The 16,613-nt window shown below is 71.7% G+C and carries 19 protein-coding genes; 7 read left to right on the top strand and 12 right to left on the bottom strand.

Translation table 11 applies throughout. The annotated features are described in order from the left end of the window. Positions 1-13 precede the first annotated feature (13 nt). Positions 14-595, bottom strand: coding sequence for a DUF2017 domain-containing protein (locus ACFSDF_RS14770; protein WP_167004630.1), 582 nt, complete (start codon positions 593-595; stop codon positions 14-16). Further along, entirely contained in the window at positions 592-897 is a 306-nt protein-coding gene (clpS, locus tag ACFSDF_RS14765) for an ATP-dependent Clp protease adapter ClpS (protein WP_167005016.1), read from the bottom strand. The genes ACFSDF_RS14770 and clpS overlap by 4 nt, the downstream gene beginning before the upstream one ends. 58 nt (positions 898-955) lie before the next feature. Here clpS and ACFSDF_RS14760 point away from each other — a divergent pair, with 58 nt between their 5' ends. From ACFSDF_RS14760 to ACFSDF_RS14750, 3 genes are read left to right on the top strand one after another with little or no spacing between them, the layout of a single operon-like run. Continuing rightward, positions 956-2,266: a fibronectin type III domain-containing protein gene (locus ACFSDF_RS14760; protein ID WP_167004633.1), complete on the top strand. Its 1,311-nt coding sequence runs from the start codon at positions 956-958 to the stop codon at positions 2,264-2,266. 21 nt (positions 2,267-2,287) lie between these two features. Next, positions 2,288-3,607 carry a nicotinate phosphoribosyltransferase gene (locus tag ACFSDF_RS14755; RefSeq protein WP_255490664.1) on the top strand — a complete coding sequence of 440 codons (1,320 nt, stop codon included), beginning with the start codon at positions 2,288-2,290 and terminating at the stop codon, positions 3,605-3,607. After that, positions 3,604-4,158 (top strand): isochorismatase family protein, encoded by a 555-nt coding sequence (locus ACFSDF_RS14750; RefSeq protein WP_167004636.1) that lies wholly within the window; start codon positions 3,604-3,606, stop codon positions 4,156-4,158. Before ACFSDF_RS14755 ends, ACFSDF_RS14750 begins: the two co-directional genes overlap by 4 nt. Positions 4,159-4,169: 11 nt before the next feature. On the opposite strand, the gene ACFSDF_RS14745 is transcribed toward ACFSDF_RS14750, so the two are convergent. Both ACFSDF_RS14745 and ACFSDF_RS14740 read right to left on the bottom strand, forming a co-directional pair. Beyond that, the gene (locus tag ACFSDF_RS14745) at positions 4,170-4,766 is read right to left on the bottom strand and encodes an acyltransferase (RefSeq protein ID WP_167004639.1); all 597 of its coding nucleotides are present in this window, start codon (positions 4,764-4,766) and stop codon (positions 4,170-4,172) included. After that, positions 4,756-5,646 carry an oxygenase MpaB family protein gene (locus ACFSDF_RS14740; RefSeq protein ID WP_167004642.1) on the bottom strand — a complete coding sequence of 297 codons (891 nt, stop codon included), beginning with the start codon at positions 5,644-5,646 and terminating at the stop codon, positions 4,756-4,758. The genes ACFSDF_RS14745 and ACFSDF_RS14740 overlap by 11 nt, the downstream gene beginning before the upstream one ends. A gap of 50 nt (positions 5,647-5,696) precedes the next feature. On the opposite strand from ACFSDF_RS14740, the gene ACFSDF_RS14735 reads away from it, so the two are divergent. Continuing rightward, positions 5,697-6,578, top strand: coding sequence for a hypothetical protein (locus tag ACFSDF_RS14735; protein WP_167004646.1), 882 nt, complete (start codon positions 5,697-5,699; stop codon positions 6,576-6,578). On the opposite strand, the gene ACFSDF_RS14730 is transcribed toward ACFSDF_RS14735, so the two are convergent. From ACFSDF_RS14730 to ACFSDF_RS14720, 3 genes are read right to left on the bottom strand one after another with little or no spacing between them, the layout of a single operon-like run. Beyond that, positions 6,575-6,991 carry a hypothetical protein gene (locus tag ACFSDF_RS14730; RefSeq protein WP_377158014.1) on the bottom strand — a complete coding sequence of 139 codons (417 nt, stop codon included), beginning with the start codon at positions 6,989-6,991 and terminating at the stop codon, positions 6,575-6,577. The two genes, ACFSDF_RS14735 and ACFSDF_RS14730, sit on opposite strands and share 4 nt — an antisense overlap. A gap of 13 nt (positions 6,992-7,004) precedes the next feature. Next, the gene (locus ACFSDF_RS14725; RefSeq protein ID WP_167004651.1) at positions 7,005-8,006 is read right to left on the bottom strand and encodes an alpha/beta hydrolase; all 1,002 of its coding nucleotides are present in this window, start codon (positions 8,004-8,006) and stop codon (positions 7,005-7,007) included. Between the two features lie 10 nt (positions 8,007-8,016). Beyond that, entirely contained in the window at positions 8,017-9,390 is a 1,374-nt protein-coding gene (locus ACFSDF_RS14720) for an FAD-binding oxidoreductase (RefSeq protein ID WP_167004654.1), read from the bottom strand. A 21-nt stretch (positions 9,391-9,411) separates the two neighbouring features. Between ACFSDF_RS14720 and ACFSDF_RS14715 the strand changes: the two genes are divergently transcribed. From ACFSDF_RS14715 to ACFSDF_RS14705, 3 genes are read left to right on the top strand one after another with little or no spacing between them, the layout of a single operon-like run. Next, complete coding sequence (locus tag ACFSDF_RS14715; protein WP_243842999.1) at positions 9,412-9,909, top strand: Lrp/AsnC family transcriptional regulator; 498 nt, start codon at positions 9,412-9,414, stop codon at positions 9,907-9,909. Between the two features lie 7 nt (positions 9,910-9,916). Then, positions 9,917-10,801, top strand: a complete 885-nt coding sequence (locus ACFSDF_RS14710) for an SDR family NAD(P)-dependent oxidoreductase (RefSeq protein WP_208322394.1) — start codon at positions 9,917-9,919, stop codon at positions 10,799-10,801. Beyond that, positions 10,798-11,379, top strand: coding sequence for a carboxymuconolactone decarboxylase family protein (locus ACFSDF_RS14705; RefSeq protein WP_167004657.1), 582 nt, complete (start codon positions 10,798-10,800; stop codon positions 11,377-11,379). Before ACFSDF_RS14710 ends, ACFSDF_RS14705 begins: the two co-directional genes overlap by 4 nt. On the opposite strand, the gene ACFSDF_RS14700 is transcribed toward ACFSDF_RS14705, so the two are convergent. From ACFSDF_RS14700 to ACFSDF_RS14680, 5 genes are all read right to left on the bottom strand, one after another. Beyond that, complete coding sequence (locus ACFSDF_RS14700; RefSeq protein WP_167004660.1) at positions 11,352-12,758, bottom strand: M1 family metallopeptidase; 1,407 nt, start codon at positions 12,756-12,758, stop codon at positions 11,352-11,354. The genes ACFSDF_RS14705 and ACFSDF_RS14700 overlap by 28 nt on opposite strands. 18 nt (positions 12,759-12,776) lie before the next feature. Beyond that, the gene (locus ACFSDF_RS14695; protein WP_167004662.1) at positions 12,777-14,588 is read right to left on the bottom strand and encodes a DEAD/DEAH box helicase; all 1,812 of its coding nucleotides are present in this window, start codon (positions 14,586-14,588) and stop codon (positions 12,777-12,779) included. After that, entirely contained in the window at positions 14,588-15,628 is a 1,041-nt protein-coding gene (locus ACFSDF_RS14690) for a M43 family zinc metalloprotease (protein ID WP_377158010.1), read from the bottom strand. The genes ACFSDF_RS14695 and ACFSDF_RS14690 overlap by 1 nt, the downstream gene beginning before the upstream one ends. Next, a complete protein-coding gene (locus ACFSDF_RS14685) occupies positions 15,621-15,884 on the bottom strand; it encodes a DUF3039 domain-containing protein (protein WP_167004666.1) in 264 nt (87 codons plus the stop codon). Before ACFSDF_RS14685 ends, ACFSDF_RS14690 begins: the two co-directional genes overlap by 8 nt. Positions 15,885-15,946: 62 nt before the next feature. Continuing rightward, on the bottom strand, positions 15,947-16,552 hold the full coding sequence (locus ACFSDF_RS14680) for a YqgE/AlgH family protein (protein ID WP_167004668.1): 606 nt from the start codon (positions 16,550-16,552) through the stop codon (positions 15,947-15,949). Between the last annotated feature and the right edge of the window lie 61 nt (positions 16,553-16,613).

Here is a 16,613-nt window from a genome sequence, read left to right as displayed (position 1 = left end):
ACCGGCCACGTCGTCAGTCCAGCGCGCTGACAAGCGACTCCTGCACGAAGCCCAGCCAGTCGTAGATGTCGACGACGACGGACACCGCCTGGTCGTCGCTCTCGGCAGCGGCCTCGGCGTCCTCCTCGGACTCGATCCCGAGCCTGACGGCGAGCGCCAGCCGGATGTCGGTCAGCGCCCGCATCCACGACTGCGCAGCACGGTCGCCGAGCTCGACCTCGACCGGGTCCTCGGAGCTCTCGGGGTCCTCGAGATCGAAGCCACCCGCGACCAGCGAGGCCACCACAGCCTGCGCGTTCTCGACCTTCACGGTGGACAGGCCCCGCTCGGTGAAGCGACGGAAGTCACCGGCCGCCTCGTCGTCGTCGCGGTAGGCGTCGGGCAGCAGGCGGCGCAGCACCGGGTCCTCCGGCGGCAACGACGAGCCGGTCGTGCCGAGCTGGCCGAACAGCGGGTCGATCGACGACTCCTCAGGCCCGTTGCGGTCGCGCAGCAGCTCGATGATCTGACCGAGCAGGTTGATGAGGAGCGCCGCCTCGGCCGGCTCGAACTCTGCCCGGATCCGGCCGCGCTTGCGCCGCTCGAACGCCTTCACGCGTCCTCCCGCTGGAGGGTCGCCCACAGGCCGTACTCGTGCATCGCCTGCACGTGCCGCTCCATCTCTTCGCGCGGGCCGGACGAGACCACGGCCCTGCCGTCGTTGTGCACCTTCATCATCAGCTCGTGCGCCTTGGCGTCGGAGTAGCCGAAGTAGTTCTTGAACACGTAGGCCACGTACGACATCAGGTTGACCGGGTCGTTCCAGACGATGGTGACCCACGGTCGGTCGAGCTCGGTGACCTCGTCGGTCTCCGGCTCGTCGAGCTCGATCGGCGCTGGCGTGCTCACCTGCACCATTGTGGCGCACGTGCAAACCCCGATCGCCTGGCCCTGCTGCCCTGCTGTGATGCGGCACATGAGAAGAGCCCTCGCGGCCACCGCCGCTGCCGCCCTGGTCGCTGGCGCCCTCGCAGTCATCCCCTCGCCCGCCACGGCCGGCGACCCGGCCGTACGGCCGGCCGCCACGATCGCCCCGGCCCCCGACCGGGTCATCTCAGGGCCGTTGACGGGCCTGCAACGTCCGGTCGGCCTCGCGATCGGTCCGGACGGACGGATCTTCGTCAGCAACTTCCTCAGCGGGTCGACGCTGGGGTCAGTACGGGTCTTCGCCGCCGACGCCGCGGGCGACACCGCCCCCGGCGCGGTCCTCGACTCGACGTCTCCCGGGATGAGCTTCCTGACGAAGCCCGCCGGCATCGTCGTCGGGACGGACGGCCGACTCCACATGGCGGCGTACAACGACAACGCGATCCGGACGTACGCCGTCCCGGCAAGCGGGAACGGGTTCGTCATGCAGTCGGCGATCGGCGCGGCGACGCTGATCTCCGCACCGAACGACCTCGCGACGACGTCGCCGACCGGCTTGTGGGTGACCAGCGGAGGCACTGACGAAGTCGTCCGCCTGGAGGTCGGCTCCACCACCCGGCTGCGGACGCTCAGCACCTCGGCTCCCCTCGGCGTGGCGGTGCACGGCACGTCGCTCTATGTCAGCGGTGGCAACCCGGCTGCTCCGTACGTCAAGGTCTTCACCGCGGGTGCGAGCGGCCCCGCGACGCCGTCGCGGACGATCTCGGGACCAGCGACCGGCCTCGAGGAGGTGGGCGGCGTGGCCGTCGACCGGTACGGCCGGATCTACGTCGCCAACGGAACGGACGACTCCGTCCGGGTCTTCGCCCCTGGAGCGAACGGCAACGCCGCGCCCGTCTTCGTCATCAGCGGTGCCGCGACGCAGATCGACTACCCGTCGGACCTTGCATTCGACGCTGCGGGGCGCCTGTGGGTTGCCAACGACACCGCGACGGGCAAGGTCCTCCGTCTCCCGGCCCTCGCTGCCCCGCCAGTCCCGCGTCCACCTGCACCGCCGCCCCGTACGACCGCGCCGTCGAAGCCGCGCGCGCTGAAGGTCACCGGCAAGACGACCGCGAAGAAGCGCACCGTCCGCTGGAAGGCACCCGCGCGCAGCGGCGGGACGCGCGTCCTGCGCTACCGCGTGGTGATCAAGAAGGGCAAGAAGGCCCTTCTTGCCCGTACCGTCTCCGCCTCCACGCGGAGGCTGATCGTCAAGCGCAGCAAGCTCCGTACGGGCAGGCTCACGGTCCACGTCCGGGCGGTCAATGCCAAGGGCGCCGGCCCGTACGCGACCACGCGCTTCCGCGTGCGCCGCTAGGAGCCGCACTACGCTGACGCCGTGACCTCCACCGCCTTGCTCACGGACCACTACGAGCTGACGATGCTCCAGGCAGCGCTCGCCGACGGCACCGCTGAGCGGCGCTCGGTGTTCGAGCTGTTCGCACGCCGGCTGCCCGACGGGCGGCGCTACGGCGTGGTCGCAGGGATCGGACGGATCCTCGACGCGATCGAGGCGTTCCGGTTCACCGACGACGACCTCGCGTTCCTCCGCGAGACGTCCGTCGTGGACGAGCCGACACTCGCGTGGCTGGCCGACTACCGGTTCAGCGGCGACGTGTGGGGGTACGCCGAAGGCGAGACCTACTTCCCGCAGTCCCCCGTCCTCGTCGTCGAGGGCACCTTCGGCGAAGCCGTGGTTCTCGAGACGGTGCTGCTCTCGATCCTCAATCACGACTCGGCGATCGCCTCGGCGGCGGCGCGCATGATCGTGGCCGCCGGCGACCGCCCGTGCATCGAGATGGGCTCGCGGCGCACCCACGAGAGTGCCGCGATCGCCTCGGCCCGCGCCGCGTACGTCGGCGGATTCTCGACGACGTCCAACCTTGCGGCCGGGCGCCGTTATGCGATCCCGACCACGGGGACGTCGGCGCACTCGTTCACGCTGCTGCACGACACCGAGCGCGACGCCTTCACCTCCCAGGTCGAGTCGCTGGGCGTCGGCACGACGCTGCTGGTGGACACGTACGACGTCGCGGAGGCGGTACGCCTCGGCATCGAGGTCGCGGGCACCGACCTGGGCGCCGTACGCCTCGACTCCGGCGACCTGCCGCTGCTGGCCAAGCAGGTCCGGCGCCAGCTCGACGACCTCGGCGCGACGGCGACGAAGATCGTCGTGACCAGCGACCTCGACGAGTACGCGATCGCCGGACTCGCCGCGGCGCCGGTCGACGGGTACGGGGTCGGCACATCGTTGGTCACCGGCTCCGGACACCCCACGTGCGGCTTCGTCTACAAGCTCGTCGCGCGGGCCGACGGTCTCGGCGCGGACGCGACCATGGTGTCGGTCGCGAAGGCCAGCAAGGACAAGATCTCGATCGGCGGCCGCAAGTACGTCCTGCGTCGACTCGACGACCGCGGCACAGCGACGGCGGAGGTCATCGGCATCGGCGAGGCCCCCGAGGGCGACCACAACGACCGCCCGCTGCTGGTGCCGCTCGTCCGTGACGGCGAGCGGGTCCACGACGAGCCGCTCGACGTGGCCCGTGACCGGCTCCGCGCCTCGCTGGCCGAGCTACCCTTGCAGGCGCGGCAGCTGTCGCGGGGGGAGCCTGCGATCCCGACTGTCTTCGAGGGCACGGCGAGCGAGGGAGCACGATGAGCAAGGCACTGGTCGTGGTGGACGTGCAAAAGGACTTCTGCGAGGGCGGCTCGCTCGCCGTCGCCGGGGGCGCCGACGTCGCCGAGCGGATCGCGAAGCTCGTCGCCGACGGCGGGTACGACATCGTCGTCGCGACCAAGGACCACCACATCGATCCCGGGACGCACTTCAGCGAGGCTCCCGACTTCGTCGACTCGTGGCCGCCGCACTGCGTCGTCGGCACGGAGGGCAACCAGCTCCACGAGCCGCTCCGCGAGGACATGTTCGCGGCGGTCTTCGAAAAGGGGCAGTTCGACGCGGCCTACTCCGGTTTCGAGGGCACGGCCACCGGGTCCGAGGACGCTCTCGACGCGTGGCTGCGCGACCGCGGCGTGGACGCGGTCGACGTCGTCGGGATCGCGACCGACTACTGCGTACGGGCGACCGCCCTCGACGCGGCAGCGAACGGCTTCGCGACGACTGTGCTCATGGATCTCACGGCTCCGGTGTCCGAGGCCAACCTCGCCAAGACCCGCGCCGACCTCGACGCGGCGGGCGTCATCCTCGCCTGACCGCTCCGCGCTCAGTCGTACGAGATCGTCCGCACGACCTGCGCCGGGGCACCCGCGGCGACCGAGAACGCCGGCACGTCCCGCGTGACGACGGAGTTCGCGCCGATCACGCACCGCTCGCCGATCGTCACACCGCTCGTCACGACGACGTTGGCGCCGAGCCAGCAGTTGTCGCCGATCACCGTCGGCCCCTTCGACGTGAAGCCCTGCCACGGCACGGGCACCCCGGGATCGTCGAACCGGTGCGCCGAGTCCGTGATCAGGCACCCGTTCGCGATCATGCAGTGCGCCCCGATCTCGACACGCTGCGACGCCGCGACCATGACTCCGAGATTGAGGAACGTCCCCTCGCCGATCACGATCCGCGCGTCCGGGCCCCCGGTGATCCAGACGCCCGGCTCGAGGAACACCTGCGGCCCGACCTCGAGGCGCCCGTCGCGCAGCATCTCGAGCGCCTCGCCGTACACGACTCCTCGGGCGTACGCACGCCTGCGCGCCAGCTCCACCGTGAGCCGCGCGCGGTTCAGCGGGCGCGTCGCCCGGCCGTACCAGCGCTGCTTGCGCCACCACTCGAGGGCGAGCTCGTACGTGCTGAGCTCACTCGACATGCGTGCCGAGATCCTCGATCCGGTAGCCGCCGGGCAGGTACGTCCGCACGACCCCGCGGTCCTCGGGACGCGACGGCTTCGACCGTGGCGGCGCGAGCCGCAGCAACCGGCCACGCAGCTTGAGCGCGCCCCTCGAGAGCGCGACCACCGCGCGAGGCGGCGTCGCATAACCGAAGGCCTCACGCACGTGGTCGTCCATGATCGCCCGCGAGAAGACCTCGACCCCGCGACGCAGCACCTTGGGGTAGTACGAGCACAGCAGGTCGAGCGTCGCGTCGGCGACCTCGCGTGAGCGCGCGTCGAACGCGAAGTTCTTGCGCTCGTAGTCGTCGAGCAGCGTCTCGAACTCCTCGTACGAGGCCGGGATGTCCTTGATGCCCATCAGCTCGCCCATCCGCGTGTACGAACGTGTCGAGGCCTCGACCTCGGCGCGGCTGAGCTCGCGCCACCCATAGTCGGCGATCCATCGCACCGGCGTGACGACGAACGTCGCCAGCACGTAGCGCATGTCGTCGTTGCTGATGTCGTACGACCCGTGCATCTTGTTCATGCGGCGGACGGCGCCGCGGCCGCCCGGCGACTCGAGCCCGTGCTCGATCACCGCATCGAGCACGAGCACGGTGTCGTCGTGCCGCTTCTGGGTGCGTGCGGTGAACTCGTGGGTCTCGTGCAGCAGCACCCCGATCGACGGCACCGCGAACGTCCGGAACAGCGCGAAGCTCAACGCCTGCTGGATGTCCCACGGGAACTCGTACCGGGCGTTGATGACCGAGATCCGCTCGAAGTCGTCGACGGGGTCGAGGGTGGCGATGACGCGAGGCCAGGCGTCACGGCGGAAGCGGTCGCGACCTCGGGGCGGAGACGGATCAGTGCGCGCCATAGCCAGACGCTACTGGCTGCGGGCGCCGATGTCTGCACTAGATTCAAGGGGTGAGTGCTCCGTTCCTGGTCGATCTCGCCTCCGACGCCGCCTCGCTCGTCGAGGGTGCGCCGCCCTTGACCGACGTCATCGCTGCGCACGTCGCACGTCGTACGGCCGCGGGTGACGTCGTCGACGTCCTCGGCCCTCTCGTGGTCTCGGACACCGCGCTCCCGTCGGTCCAAGGGGTGGTCGACTCCCTCGGCACCGACCCGCTGGACGTGGTCGTCACGGTCACCGGCGGCGCCGGTGCGATCGAGCCTGCCGTCCGTTGGGCGGTGCGGCAGCCGGGGATCCGGCTGCGGGGCCTGGTCGCCGCGGTCCGCGACCTCGACGACCTCACGCGCGGCGCACACCGGGTGGCGGCGATGGTGTCCCAGCTTGACGCCGAGGGGCTTCTCGACGAGGTCCGGGTCGATGTGAGCCTGCCGCTCTACGCGCGTACGGAAGGCTCGTCACGCTGGCAGCACGCGCTCGACACGCTCGCCATGGAGGACCTCCACCTGCTCCTGCGCACCGGCGGCGCCGACGCGGACGACACACCCTCTCCCGAGACCCTCGCCGGCGCGATCGGCGACGCGCTCGACCGCGAGGTGGCCTTCTCGTGCGCAGGTGATCTCGCGCATGCGGTCGCGTGGCGCGAGCCCGACACCAGCCGCGTACGCCACGGGGTGCTGAACATCCTTCTCGCGACGCGCGCCAGCCTCGACGGCGCGAACGCCACCGACATCGCTGAGCGCCTGACGATCGCCGACCCCGAGCGCGTCGTGGCTGACCTCGGGATCATCGGCGAAGCCGGCCTGCAGTCCGCCCGACGATGGTTCGCCGGGGTCGCGTCCGACGACGTGGACGCGACGCTCGCCGACCTGCGCACCCTCGCGCTGCTCCCCTAGCTCGTGCCTCGGGTCGCACGGCGCCGCACCGTGCGCAGCATCCGCGTCGTGGCGACGACGTGGAAGCGCGTGCCGATGACGAGCAACCGGTACGCCGCACCGTGCGGCCCCGGGAACGCCGCGTACGACCGGGCGCTCAGCCGCGTCGCTCCCCCGGCCGCGTCCTCGAGCGCAAAGACCAGGCGATAGCGGGAGAAGTGGTGACGGCCCGTGAGGGCGAGTCGTTCGCCAGGGATGCGCTCGTCGACGTCGAACCCGCCCGGCGGATCGGTCCCGAGGATCCGCGAGATCAGCGGGCTCGCAGCCTCGGCGAGGTCGTGGGTCGCGTACTGCTCCAGCGCCGCCCACACGACGCTGCGCGGGGCGGCGACGACGCGGGCGTGCTCGTCGATGTACGGCAGGGACCCGGTCATGGTGCTCCTAGGCCTAGCCGCCCGTGGCCGCACGGACGAACGCGACGATCTCGTCCCGTGCCCGCGTGGCTGACGGCGACGCTCCTGGCAGGCTCACGAACCCGTGGACGGTGTCGGCGTAGTCGGTCAGCGTCACCGTGCCGCCCTTGCCCTCCAGCGCCTCGGCATAGGCGACCCCGTTGTCGCGCAGCGGGTCGTGCCCCGCGATCTGGATCAGCGCCGGCACCCGCGCCCCTGCGAGGGACCCGTGCAGCGGCGCCGCCGTCGGCGCGTACGGGTCGGCGCCGTCGAGGTAGAGCCGGACGAACGCCCGCATCCCCCGCGACGTGAGCACCGGCGCGTCGGCGAACTCGACCTCCGAGGGCAGGACGGCCTCCATCTCGACCGCCGGGTAGACGAGCACCTGTGCGACGGGGCGCGGCCCGCCCTCCTCCACCGCGATGGCGGCGACGACGGCCGCGAGGTTGCCGCCCGCGCTGTCCCCGGCGACGATCAGTGCCGCAGGGTCTCCGCCGAGCTCACCGGCGTGCTCGGCGACCCACTGGAGCGCGGCCCAGGCGTCGAGCACCGCGGCCGGGTAGGGGTGCTCGGGTGCGAGCCGGTACGCGACGGAGACCACGAGGCACGGCGTCATCACGGCCAGGTGGGTCGCGAGCCACTCGTCCTGCTCCGGATCTCCGAGCACCCAGCCGCCACCGTGAAAGAGGACGACGACCGGCAGCGGCTCCGGGCCGGGGCTCGGCGGCTGGTAGACGCGCAGCCGCAGCGTCACCGGTTCGGTCTCGGGCGCGACTCCGGGGATCGTCACCGGAGCCATCTCGACGAGCCGGTCGGCGATCTGGGCGTCCGGGTGCGGCGCGCCGGCGACCAGCCGGCCGACCGGGCTCGCCAGCAGCTTTGCGCGCCTGGTCCGGCGGGCCGGGATCTCCTCGCGCGAGGCTTGGTCGATCGGCGTGTTGACGAGCCGCTCGATCGCGGCGAACACGCGCGTACGCAGGGGCAGGGGCGCAGCCATGGCGGTCAGACTAGAGGACCTTGCCCGGATTGAGGAGGCCCTGCGGATCGAGCGCGTCCTTGACCGCGCGCTGCACTGCCATCCCCACCGGGCCGAGCTCGCGCGCGAGCAGCTCGCGCTTGAGGACGCCCACGCCGTGCTCGCCGGTGATGGTCCCGCCGAGCGCGAGACCGAGCACCATGATGTCGTCGAAGGCGGAGCGCGCACGCGCGGCCTCGTCCGGATCGTCGGCATCGAAGATCACGCACGGGTGGAAGTTGCCGTCTCCCGCGTGGCCGACCACACCGACCACCACCTCGCGCTTCGCGGCGATCTCCTCGACGCCGTCGACCAGGTCCGCGATCCGGTTGCGCGGCACGCAGACGTCGTCGACCATCGTCGTGCCCATCGCCTCGAACGCGGTGAGGACCTCGCGGCGCGCCGTGAGCAGCAGCGCCGCCTCCGCCTCGTCGGCGGCGAGCACCACGTCGTACGCCCCCGCGCCGCGCAGGTGGCCGGCGATCTCGGCGATCTCCTCCTCTCCCGCGAGCCCCGCCGCGTCGGACTGGGCGAGGACGAGCGCGCCGACCTCCTCCTCGAAGCCGAGGTGGAACGCGTCGTTCACGGCGTGCAGGCTGGTCCCGTCCATCAGCTCGAGCAGGTTGGGGATCACTGCCGAGCGGGTGATCGCGGCGATCCCCTCGGCGGCGTCGTGGACCGAGCCGAACGTCGCCGCGAGGGTCCGTGGACGGTGCGCGGCGGGCCGCAGCCGCAGCGTCGCCTCGGTGATGATGCCGAGCGTGCCCTCCGACCCGACGAAGAGCCGCGTCAGGTCGTACCCGGCGACGCCCTTGACCGTACGGCGTCCGGTCCGCAGCACCTCGCCCGACGCGAGGACGACCTCGAGCGCGAGGACGTAGTCCGTGGTCACGCCGTACTTCACGCAGCACAGGCCGCCCGAGTTGGTCGCGAGGTTGCCGCCGATCGTGCAGAACTCCCACGAGCTGGGGTCCGGCGGATAGAACAGCCCCTGCTCCGCGACGGCGCGCGACAGGTCAGCGTTGAAGACACCGGGCTGCGTGACCACGAGGCGCTCGTCGGCATCGATCTCGAGGACCCTGTCCATCCGCTCGAGTGCGATCACGAGGCCCCCGTCGACGGCGTTGGCCGCACCGGACAGCCCGCTGCGCGCCCCCTGCGCGACGACCGGGACTCCGTGCGCCGCTGCGACTCGCACCGCCTCGGCGACGTCGGCGGTCTCGCGGGCCAGCACGACCGCGCACGGCGTGCCGGCGTCGCAGAACATCGCCCGGTCGGTGCGGTACGAGGCGAGCCGGTCCGGGTCCGTCACGACGACCTCACCGAGCGCGTCGACCAGTGCCTGCACGAACGCGTCGTTGGACATACCTCACCCTATGCTGACCGGGTGGCCCCGATCGACGACCTCGACGCCCAGATCGTCCGCCTGTTCCTCGACGAGCCCAAGATCGGCGTGCTCGAGGCCTCGCGGCGACTCGGCGTCGCCCGTGCGACCGTCCAGTCGCGGCTCGACCGTCTTGCCGAGCGCGGTGTGATCGCCTCCTGGTCGCCGACCGTGTCGCCCGCCGCGCTGGGGTTCCCGGTGACCGCGTTCCTCACGCTGGAGGTCGTGCAGAGTGCCGGACGACCACCTGCCGCCGACCACCTCGCATCGATCCCCGAGGTCCTCGAGGCGTGCACGATCACCGGCGCCGGCGACCTGTGGTGCCGCGTCGTCGCGCGCTCCAACGCCGATCTCCAGCGTGTCCTGGACGCGGTCGTCTCGGAGCCGTCGATCGTCCGCGTCGCGACCGTCATCGCGCTCCAGACGGAGCTGGCGCCGCGGGTCGCTCCGCTGCTCGACGCCACGGCGGCCCTCGACACCGCGGTGCCACCCACGTCATAGTGTGCGCGTGGCAACCCCAGACGGACTCGCAGGCCGACGTGTGCTCGTGACCGGTGCCGCACGCGGCATCGGAGCGGCGCTGGGTGTACGCCTCGCCGAGCGCGGCGCGCAGGTGGCCCTTCTCGGCCTCGAGCCGGACGCGCTCGCCACGACCGCCGCACGCGCGGGCGACGCTCCCTGGTTCGCGTGCGACGTCACCGACCGGGCGGCGCTCGAGGAGTCGGTCACCGCCGCGGTCGCGGCGCTCGGCGGCCTGGATGTCGTCGTCGCCAACGCCGGCATCGCCGCGCAGCTGCCCCTCGTCGGCGGCGACCCGTACGTCTGGGACCGGACCCTCGCGGTGAACCTCACGGGCGTGTACGACACCGTGCGCTTCGCCGGGCCGCACGTGAGCCACGACCGCGGGTACGCCCTGCTCGTCTCGTCCCTCGCCGCGGCCGTGCACCTCCCGCTGATGGGCGCGTACTCCGCGTCGAAGGCCGGGGTGGAGGCGCTCGGTGACGCGCTGCGGATCGAGCTCGCACCGAGCGGTGCCCGCGTGGGGGTCGCCTACTTCGGCGAGCTCGACACCGACATGACCAGCCGCGGGTTCGGCACCGAGGCGGCGACCAGGCTCGTCCGCGGCACCCCGCTCGGCCGGGTCGCTCCGCTCGACCACGCGATCGATGCCCTCGAGCGCGGGATCGCCCGACGCTCCCGCGTCGTCATGTCGCCGCGCTTCGTCCGCGCGGCACTGCCCGCCCGCTCGGCCGTCCAGCGGGCGATCGAGCGCACCCTGCGTCGTTCGCGCGTACGCCATGCGCTCGACATCGCGCGTCACGAGGATGCCTCGCTGACCACACCTCAACCCGGGCGGTCTGCCGTACGGCGCGAGCCCGAGGACGTCGTATGACGTCTCCTCCTCGCGTCTCACCCGGGGGTCGGCGCGACCTCGGTCTGCTGAATGCCACGCTCGCCCGAGTCGCCTCGCGCGTCGTCGGGGTCCGCGATGTCCACCTGTTCTCCGTGCTGGGTCGCACGCGCGGCCTCTTCCGAGGCTGGCTGCACTACTCGGGACGGCTCATGCCGTTCGGGACGCTCCCGCGCCGTCAGGCCGAGCTGGTGATCCTCCGGGTCGCCGCGCTACGGGAGTCGGCGTACGAGCTGGACCACCACAGGCGTCTCGGCGCGCGCGCAGGCCTGCGTGCCGAGGAGATCGCGGCGGCCACCGATCCCGATGGCCGGTGGCCGTGGGCGGAGGACGACCGGGTACTCCTCGACACCGCCGACGCGCTCGTCCGCACGCGCGACGTCGACGACGTGACGTGGGAGGCGCTGGCCGCCCGGTTCTCGCCGCGCGCGCTGGTCGAGATCGTCCTGCTGGTGTGCCAGTACGACGGCCTTGCGACGACCCTGCACACCCTGCGCGTCCCGCTCGATGTGAGCGCAGGCCGGGCCGGAGCTCAGAGTGCCGGACGCTTGCCGCTGTAGAGCCAGGCGTCGAACAACGTGTCGAGCTGCTGACCGCTGACCTTCTCGGCGAGTGCGACGAACTGGGCGGTCGTGCCGTGACCGTCCTTGCGCTCGCTCACCCACCGCCGCAGCAGCGAGAAGAACGCGGCGTCGCCGATCTCGCCACGCAACGCGTGGGCGGTCATCGCGCCGCGCACGTAGACCTCGTAGTCGAAGATGTGGTTGCGGCCGGGCTTGCCGATCGGGAGCCGCCAGAACCATGCGCCCTTGACCGAGTACCAGGAGTCGAAGACCGTCTCGACGTCGTCGAGCCCGCGCGACTCGTCCCACATCCACTCCATGTAGGTGGCGAGCCCCTCGTTGAGCCAGATGTCGCGCCACCGACGCAGGGAGACGGAGTTGCCGAACCACTGGTGGGCGATCTCGTGGGCGACGACCGACGTGTTGCGCCGCGCGTCGAGGCTCGAAGCACGGCGGAAGAAGGTGGAGTCGTAGACCGGACGCGCCTGCGTCTCGAGCGCGAACTCGAGCGGTGCCGAGGTGACGACACCGCCGAGGTCGGCGTACGGGTACGGGCCGAGGTGGCGGCTGAGGAACGCGGTCACCTGCGGCGTCGCGCGCAGCGAGCGGATGGCGCGTCGCCGCAGCGCCGGGCTCATCGCCTTGTCGTACGCATAGAGGTAGCGGACGCCGTTGACCTTGCCACGGTCGATGCGGAAGCGTCCCCACGCCGCGAACGCGAGGTAGGTCGCCATCGGCTTGCGCATGACCCAGCGCCACTGGTTGCCACCGGCAACCGCGCGGTGGCTGGCGAGGCGTCCGACGCTCAGCGCCTGCTGGCCGCGAGGCGCGCGCAGCCGGATGTCGAACGTCGCCTTGTCGCTCGGGTGGTCGTTGCTCGCGAACCACCACGGCGCGACCTGGGGCTGGCCGACGGCAACGGCGCCGCTCTTGGTCGTCAGGAAGGGGGTGACCCCCTTCTCGCGCACCGACGCCGGCCGCCCTGCGTAGCGCACCGTCACGACGAACCGCGCGCCCTTGCGGATCGCGCGAGCGGGCGTGACGACGAGCTCGCGACCGCGCTGGGTCAGTCGTGCCTTCCGTCCATCGACGCGCACCGACGAGGCATCGAGAAGCAGGTCGAGGTTGAAGCGGGTCAGCCGCTTGAAAGCGACCGCGCGGATCCGGGTCGTCCCCTTCAGCCGTGCGCGAGGCGCGTCGTACGCCGCGTTGATCCGGTAGTGGCGGACGTCGTAGCCACCGTTGCCGTGACGCGGGAAGTAGGGGTCGCCGGCGCCCGGTCCACCGACGGTGCTGTCAGCAGCCGAGGCCGTCGGGGCAACGGCGACCGTGGCCGCGACGAGGACGGCCGTCACCATGGCGAGGAAGGGGCGCATGCCCGGAACATTACGGCGTCACGCCGACGGCTTGCTCGCCCACTCACGAATCTTGTCGATGCGCGCACGGAGGTCGTCCGCCGACGCGCTCGCGGCCGGCGGACCGCCGCACGCCTCGCGGAGGCGGTTGTGGGTGACGCCGTGCGGCGCTCCGGTCCGGTGGTGCCACGCGCCGACCAGCCCGTTGAGCTCGCGACGCAGCATCGCCCGCAGCTCGTGCGCCGTCGGCTCGTGCAGCTTCGGCCCCGGGGGCGGCGCAGGTGCCTGCTCGTCGGCCGCTGAGGCTGCGGCCGCCGCGGCCGACGCACCGGCCGCGCGCTCGGCCCCTCGCGAGCGCGCGTGGTGCAGCAGCTCGCGGACCTGATCGGGCTCGAGCAGCCCCGGGATGCCGAGGAAGTCCATCTCCTCCTCGGAGCCGACGGCGACCTCGCCCTCGTGGCCGAACTCACCGCCGTCGTACAGCACACGGTCGAACGACGCCTCGCTGTCGAGCGCCTCGAACGAGAACTCCTCGAGACCGCCCTCGGACTCGGTCGCCTGCGCGGCCGCGATCAGCGCGTCGTCGAGCGCATAGGGGTCGTCGGGGTCAGCGTCCGGGCGACCGAGCACGTGGTCGCGCTCGATCTCCAGCTCGGCGGCCAGACCGAGCACGCGCGGCACGCTGGGCACGAACACGGTCGCCGTCTCGCCGCGCCGCCGGGCCCGGACGAAGCGGCCGACGGCCTGGGCGAAGAACAGGGGCGTCGAGGTGATGGTCGCGTACACGCCGACCGCGAGCCGGGGCACGTCGACGCCCTCGCTGACCATCCGGACCGCGACCATCCACCGGTCGTCGGAGTCGGCGAACGCACTGATCCGCGCGCTGGCCTCCTTCTCGTCGGAGAGCACGACCGAGGGCCCCGTGCCGGTGATCTCCCGCAGGATCTTGGCGTAGGCACGGGCGGAGTTCTGGTCGCTCGCGATCACGAGCCCGCCAGCGTCGGGGACGTGGCGCCGCACCTCGGACAGCCGCTTGTCGGCGGCGGCGAGGACGGACGGGATCCACGAGCCCTTGGGATCGAGCGCCGTACGGAGCGCCTGCGCGGTGAGGTCCTTGGTCATCGGCTCACCCAGGCGGGCGGCCACCTCGTCGCCGGCGCGCGTGCGCCACCGCAGGTCGCCGGAGTAGGCCATGAACAGCACCGGACGGACGACCCCGTCGGCGAGCGCCTCCGAGTAGCCGTACGAGTAGTCGGCGACGCTGCGGCCGATGCCGTCGGAGCCCGGGGCGTACGTGACGAAAGGGATCGGGTTGGTGTCGGACCGGAACGGCGTGCCGGTCAGGGCAAGACGACGCGTCGCCGGCTCGAACGCCTCGCGGACCGCGTCGCCCCACGACAGCGCGTCACCGGCGTGGTGCACCTCGTCGAGGATGACGAGGGTGCGGAAGCGTTCGGTGCGCAGCCGGTAGGCCGTCGGGTTCGTCGCGACTCCGGCGTAGGTGAGCGCGAAGCCGCGGTAGTCCGACGCCATGGCACCGCTGCGTCCGTTGAACGACGGGTCGAGTGGGATGCCCGCCCTTTCGCCCGCCTCGGACCACTGGGTCTTGAGGTGGTCGGTCGGCGCCACGACGACGACGCGTTCGACGACGCGTGCCTCGAGCAGCTTCGCGGCCACCGTCAGCGCGAAAGTGGTCTTGCCCGCCCCAGGGGTCGCGACCGCGAGGAAGTCTCGCGGGTTGCGCTCGCCATAGAGCGTGAGTGCGTCAGCCTGCCACGCGCGCAGCTTGGGGGCGGTGCCCCATGCTGCACGATCGGGATAGGCCGGTGGGAGATGCGCGGCCCCGGACATCAGCGGCGATACACCCGCCAGAGCTTGCGCATCCGGTCGATCTGACCGGGCGTGAAGTGGTGCATGCACCGGTCGTACGAGTAGTCCATGAAGTTGTGGATCGGGTCCAGTCCCGGTGACGGGCAGGTGTCGCGGCCCTTGGGGCACTCGAAGCTCGGGACCCGCTCGGCGGGTGTGTCAGCGACTCGGTCGTTCTTCTTGCCGCAGCCGCCGTGGAACGTGTGGTAGAGCCCGAGCCAGTGGCCGGTCTCGTGGACGGCCGTGTCGCCCTTGTTGTAGCCGCGGAACCGTCCGCCCGGCATCGAGTCCTTGTGGATGACCACACCGTCCGTCGCGAGCTTCTTCTTGGCGCGCTGCGGGAACGTCGCGTAGCCCAGGAGCTGGAGACCCCCACGCTCGGTCGGCGCACCGATGTAGAGGTTGAGGTCGCGCTTCTTGCCGCGGTGGAGCTCCTTGCGCATCTTGCGCGACGCCTTGGAGCCGAGTGACGCGTAGTACCACGACTTGTTGACGGCGGTGTCGACCTTCTTGACCGAGAACCGGAACCGGGCGCTGCGGGCCTGGCTCCACTGCTTGCCGGCGTAGGCGCGGTTCATCACCTTGATCTGCCGCCGGATCTTGGCGCGGCTGACGGCCTTGGCCTTGGTCGAGGGCTTGATCACGTGGACGTACACGCGCACCTTGATGCGGTGGGGCGCGTCGCCCCGGGCCTCGGGGCTCGTGCGGGCCGAAGGGTCCGCAGCGAGACGGCGCTCGAGGTCCCGCTCGTACGCCGCGGCCGTCGCATCTGACGGCTCAGGGCCGCGGACGACGCCGTCGAGCCCCTCGAGCGTGCGTGCGGACAATGCCTCGGCGTCGCCAGGGTCGCAGGCGTCGTGAGAGGTGTGTCCGTCGCCCTCTGCGGGGTCAATGCCCTCTGCGGCGGCCGCGGGTGTCGTGACCGCTCCCGACAGGACCGAGCCGCTCAGCAGCAGGCTGCTGCTGGCCACGAGGACGGTCAACAGCAGCGGCAGCGCGCGACGTCGGCCGCGCTCAGTCATCGCCACCGGCGTCGTCAGCGTTAAGCGACGCCCAGATCTCCTTGCACTCCGGGCACACGGGGAAGCGCTGCGGGTCACGACTGGGCACCCAGACCTTGCCGCAGAGCGCCACGACAGGCGTGCCCTCGATCATCGCCTCGGTGAGCTTGTCCTTGGGGACGTAGTGCGAGAAGCGCTCGTGGTCACCGTCGTCGAGACGCGGTTGCGTACGGACGTCCTCGGACGTCTGGGCTCCGGGGCTGAAGGTGGTGGACACCTCCGCAGTCTATGTCAGGCAGGTCGTCCGCCCCAGTCCGTCGACACGCGGGTGTGGACGGCTCAGTTCATGTGGGGATCGTCGGGGAAGGTCGAGAGCATCGCGAGATCGCCGCCCTGGCGGCGCAGCACGTCGCGCCACAGGGCCTCCGGATTCGGCGAGAGGAGATCTTCGGCAAAGCCGTCGACGACGACCCACGAGCCCTCTTCGATCTCCTCCTCGAGCTGACCCGGACTCCAGCCGGCATACCCCGCGAAGACGCGCACACCGCGCAGTCCGACGTGCGTGCCGGCCGCGGGGATGTCGAGGTCGACGAGCCCGACGCGGTCGTACATCTCGCGCCACCCGTCCGGCGTCTCGACACCTGCCGAGGCCATCACGCCGATGGCCAGGGCCGAGTCCGACGACACCGGCCCGCCCGAAAAGACGGCCGACGGGCTCGCGACGAGGCTCGACCACTCCGGCAGGACGTCGGAGACCGACGCGTCGAGCGGTTGGTTGAGGATCACGCCCAGCGCGCCGCCCCCATCGTGGTCGAGGACGGCCACGACCGTACGGAAGAACGGCCCGGCGCCGAGCAGCGGCGTCGCGACGAGAAGACGGCCCCGGTACGAGCGGTGACGTGGCGACAAGTCGTCAGGCGTCTCGGCCGGCTCTTGCTCGGTCATCGGGGCCTCCTCACGCCGTCCGTCGCTCGCCTCTCAGCGTACGCCGTGCCACACCGGAACG

It is taken from the genome of Mumia zhuanghuii, assembly GCF_042681565.1.
In the GTDB taxonomy this organism is placed as follows: Bacteria; Actinomycetota; Actinomycetes; order Propionibacteriales; family Nocardioidaceae; genus Mumia.
This window is presented reverse-complemented; position numbering and strand designations above follow the sequence as displayed.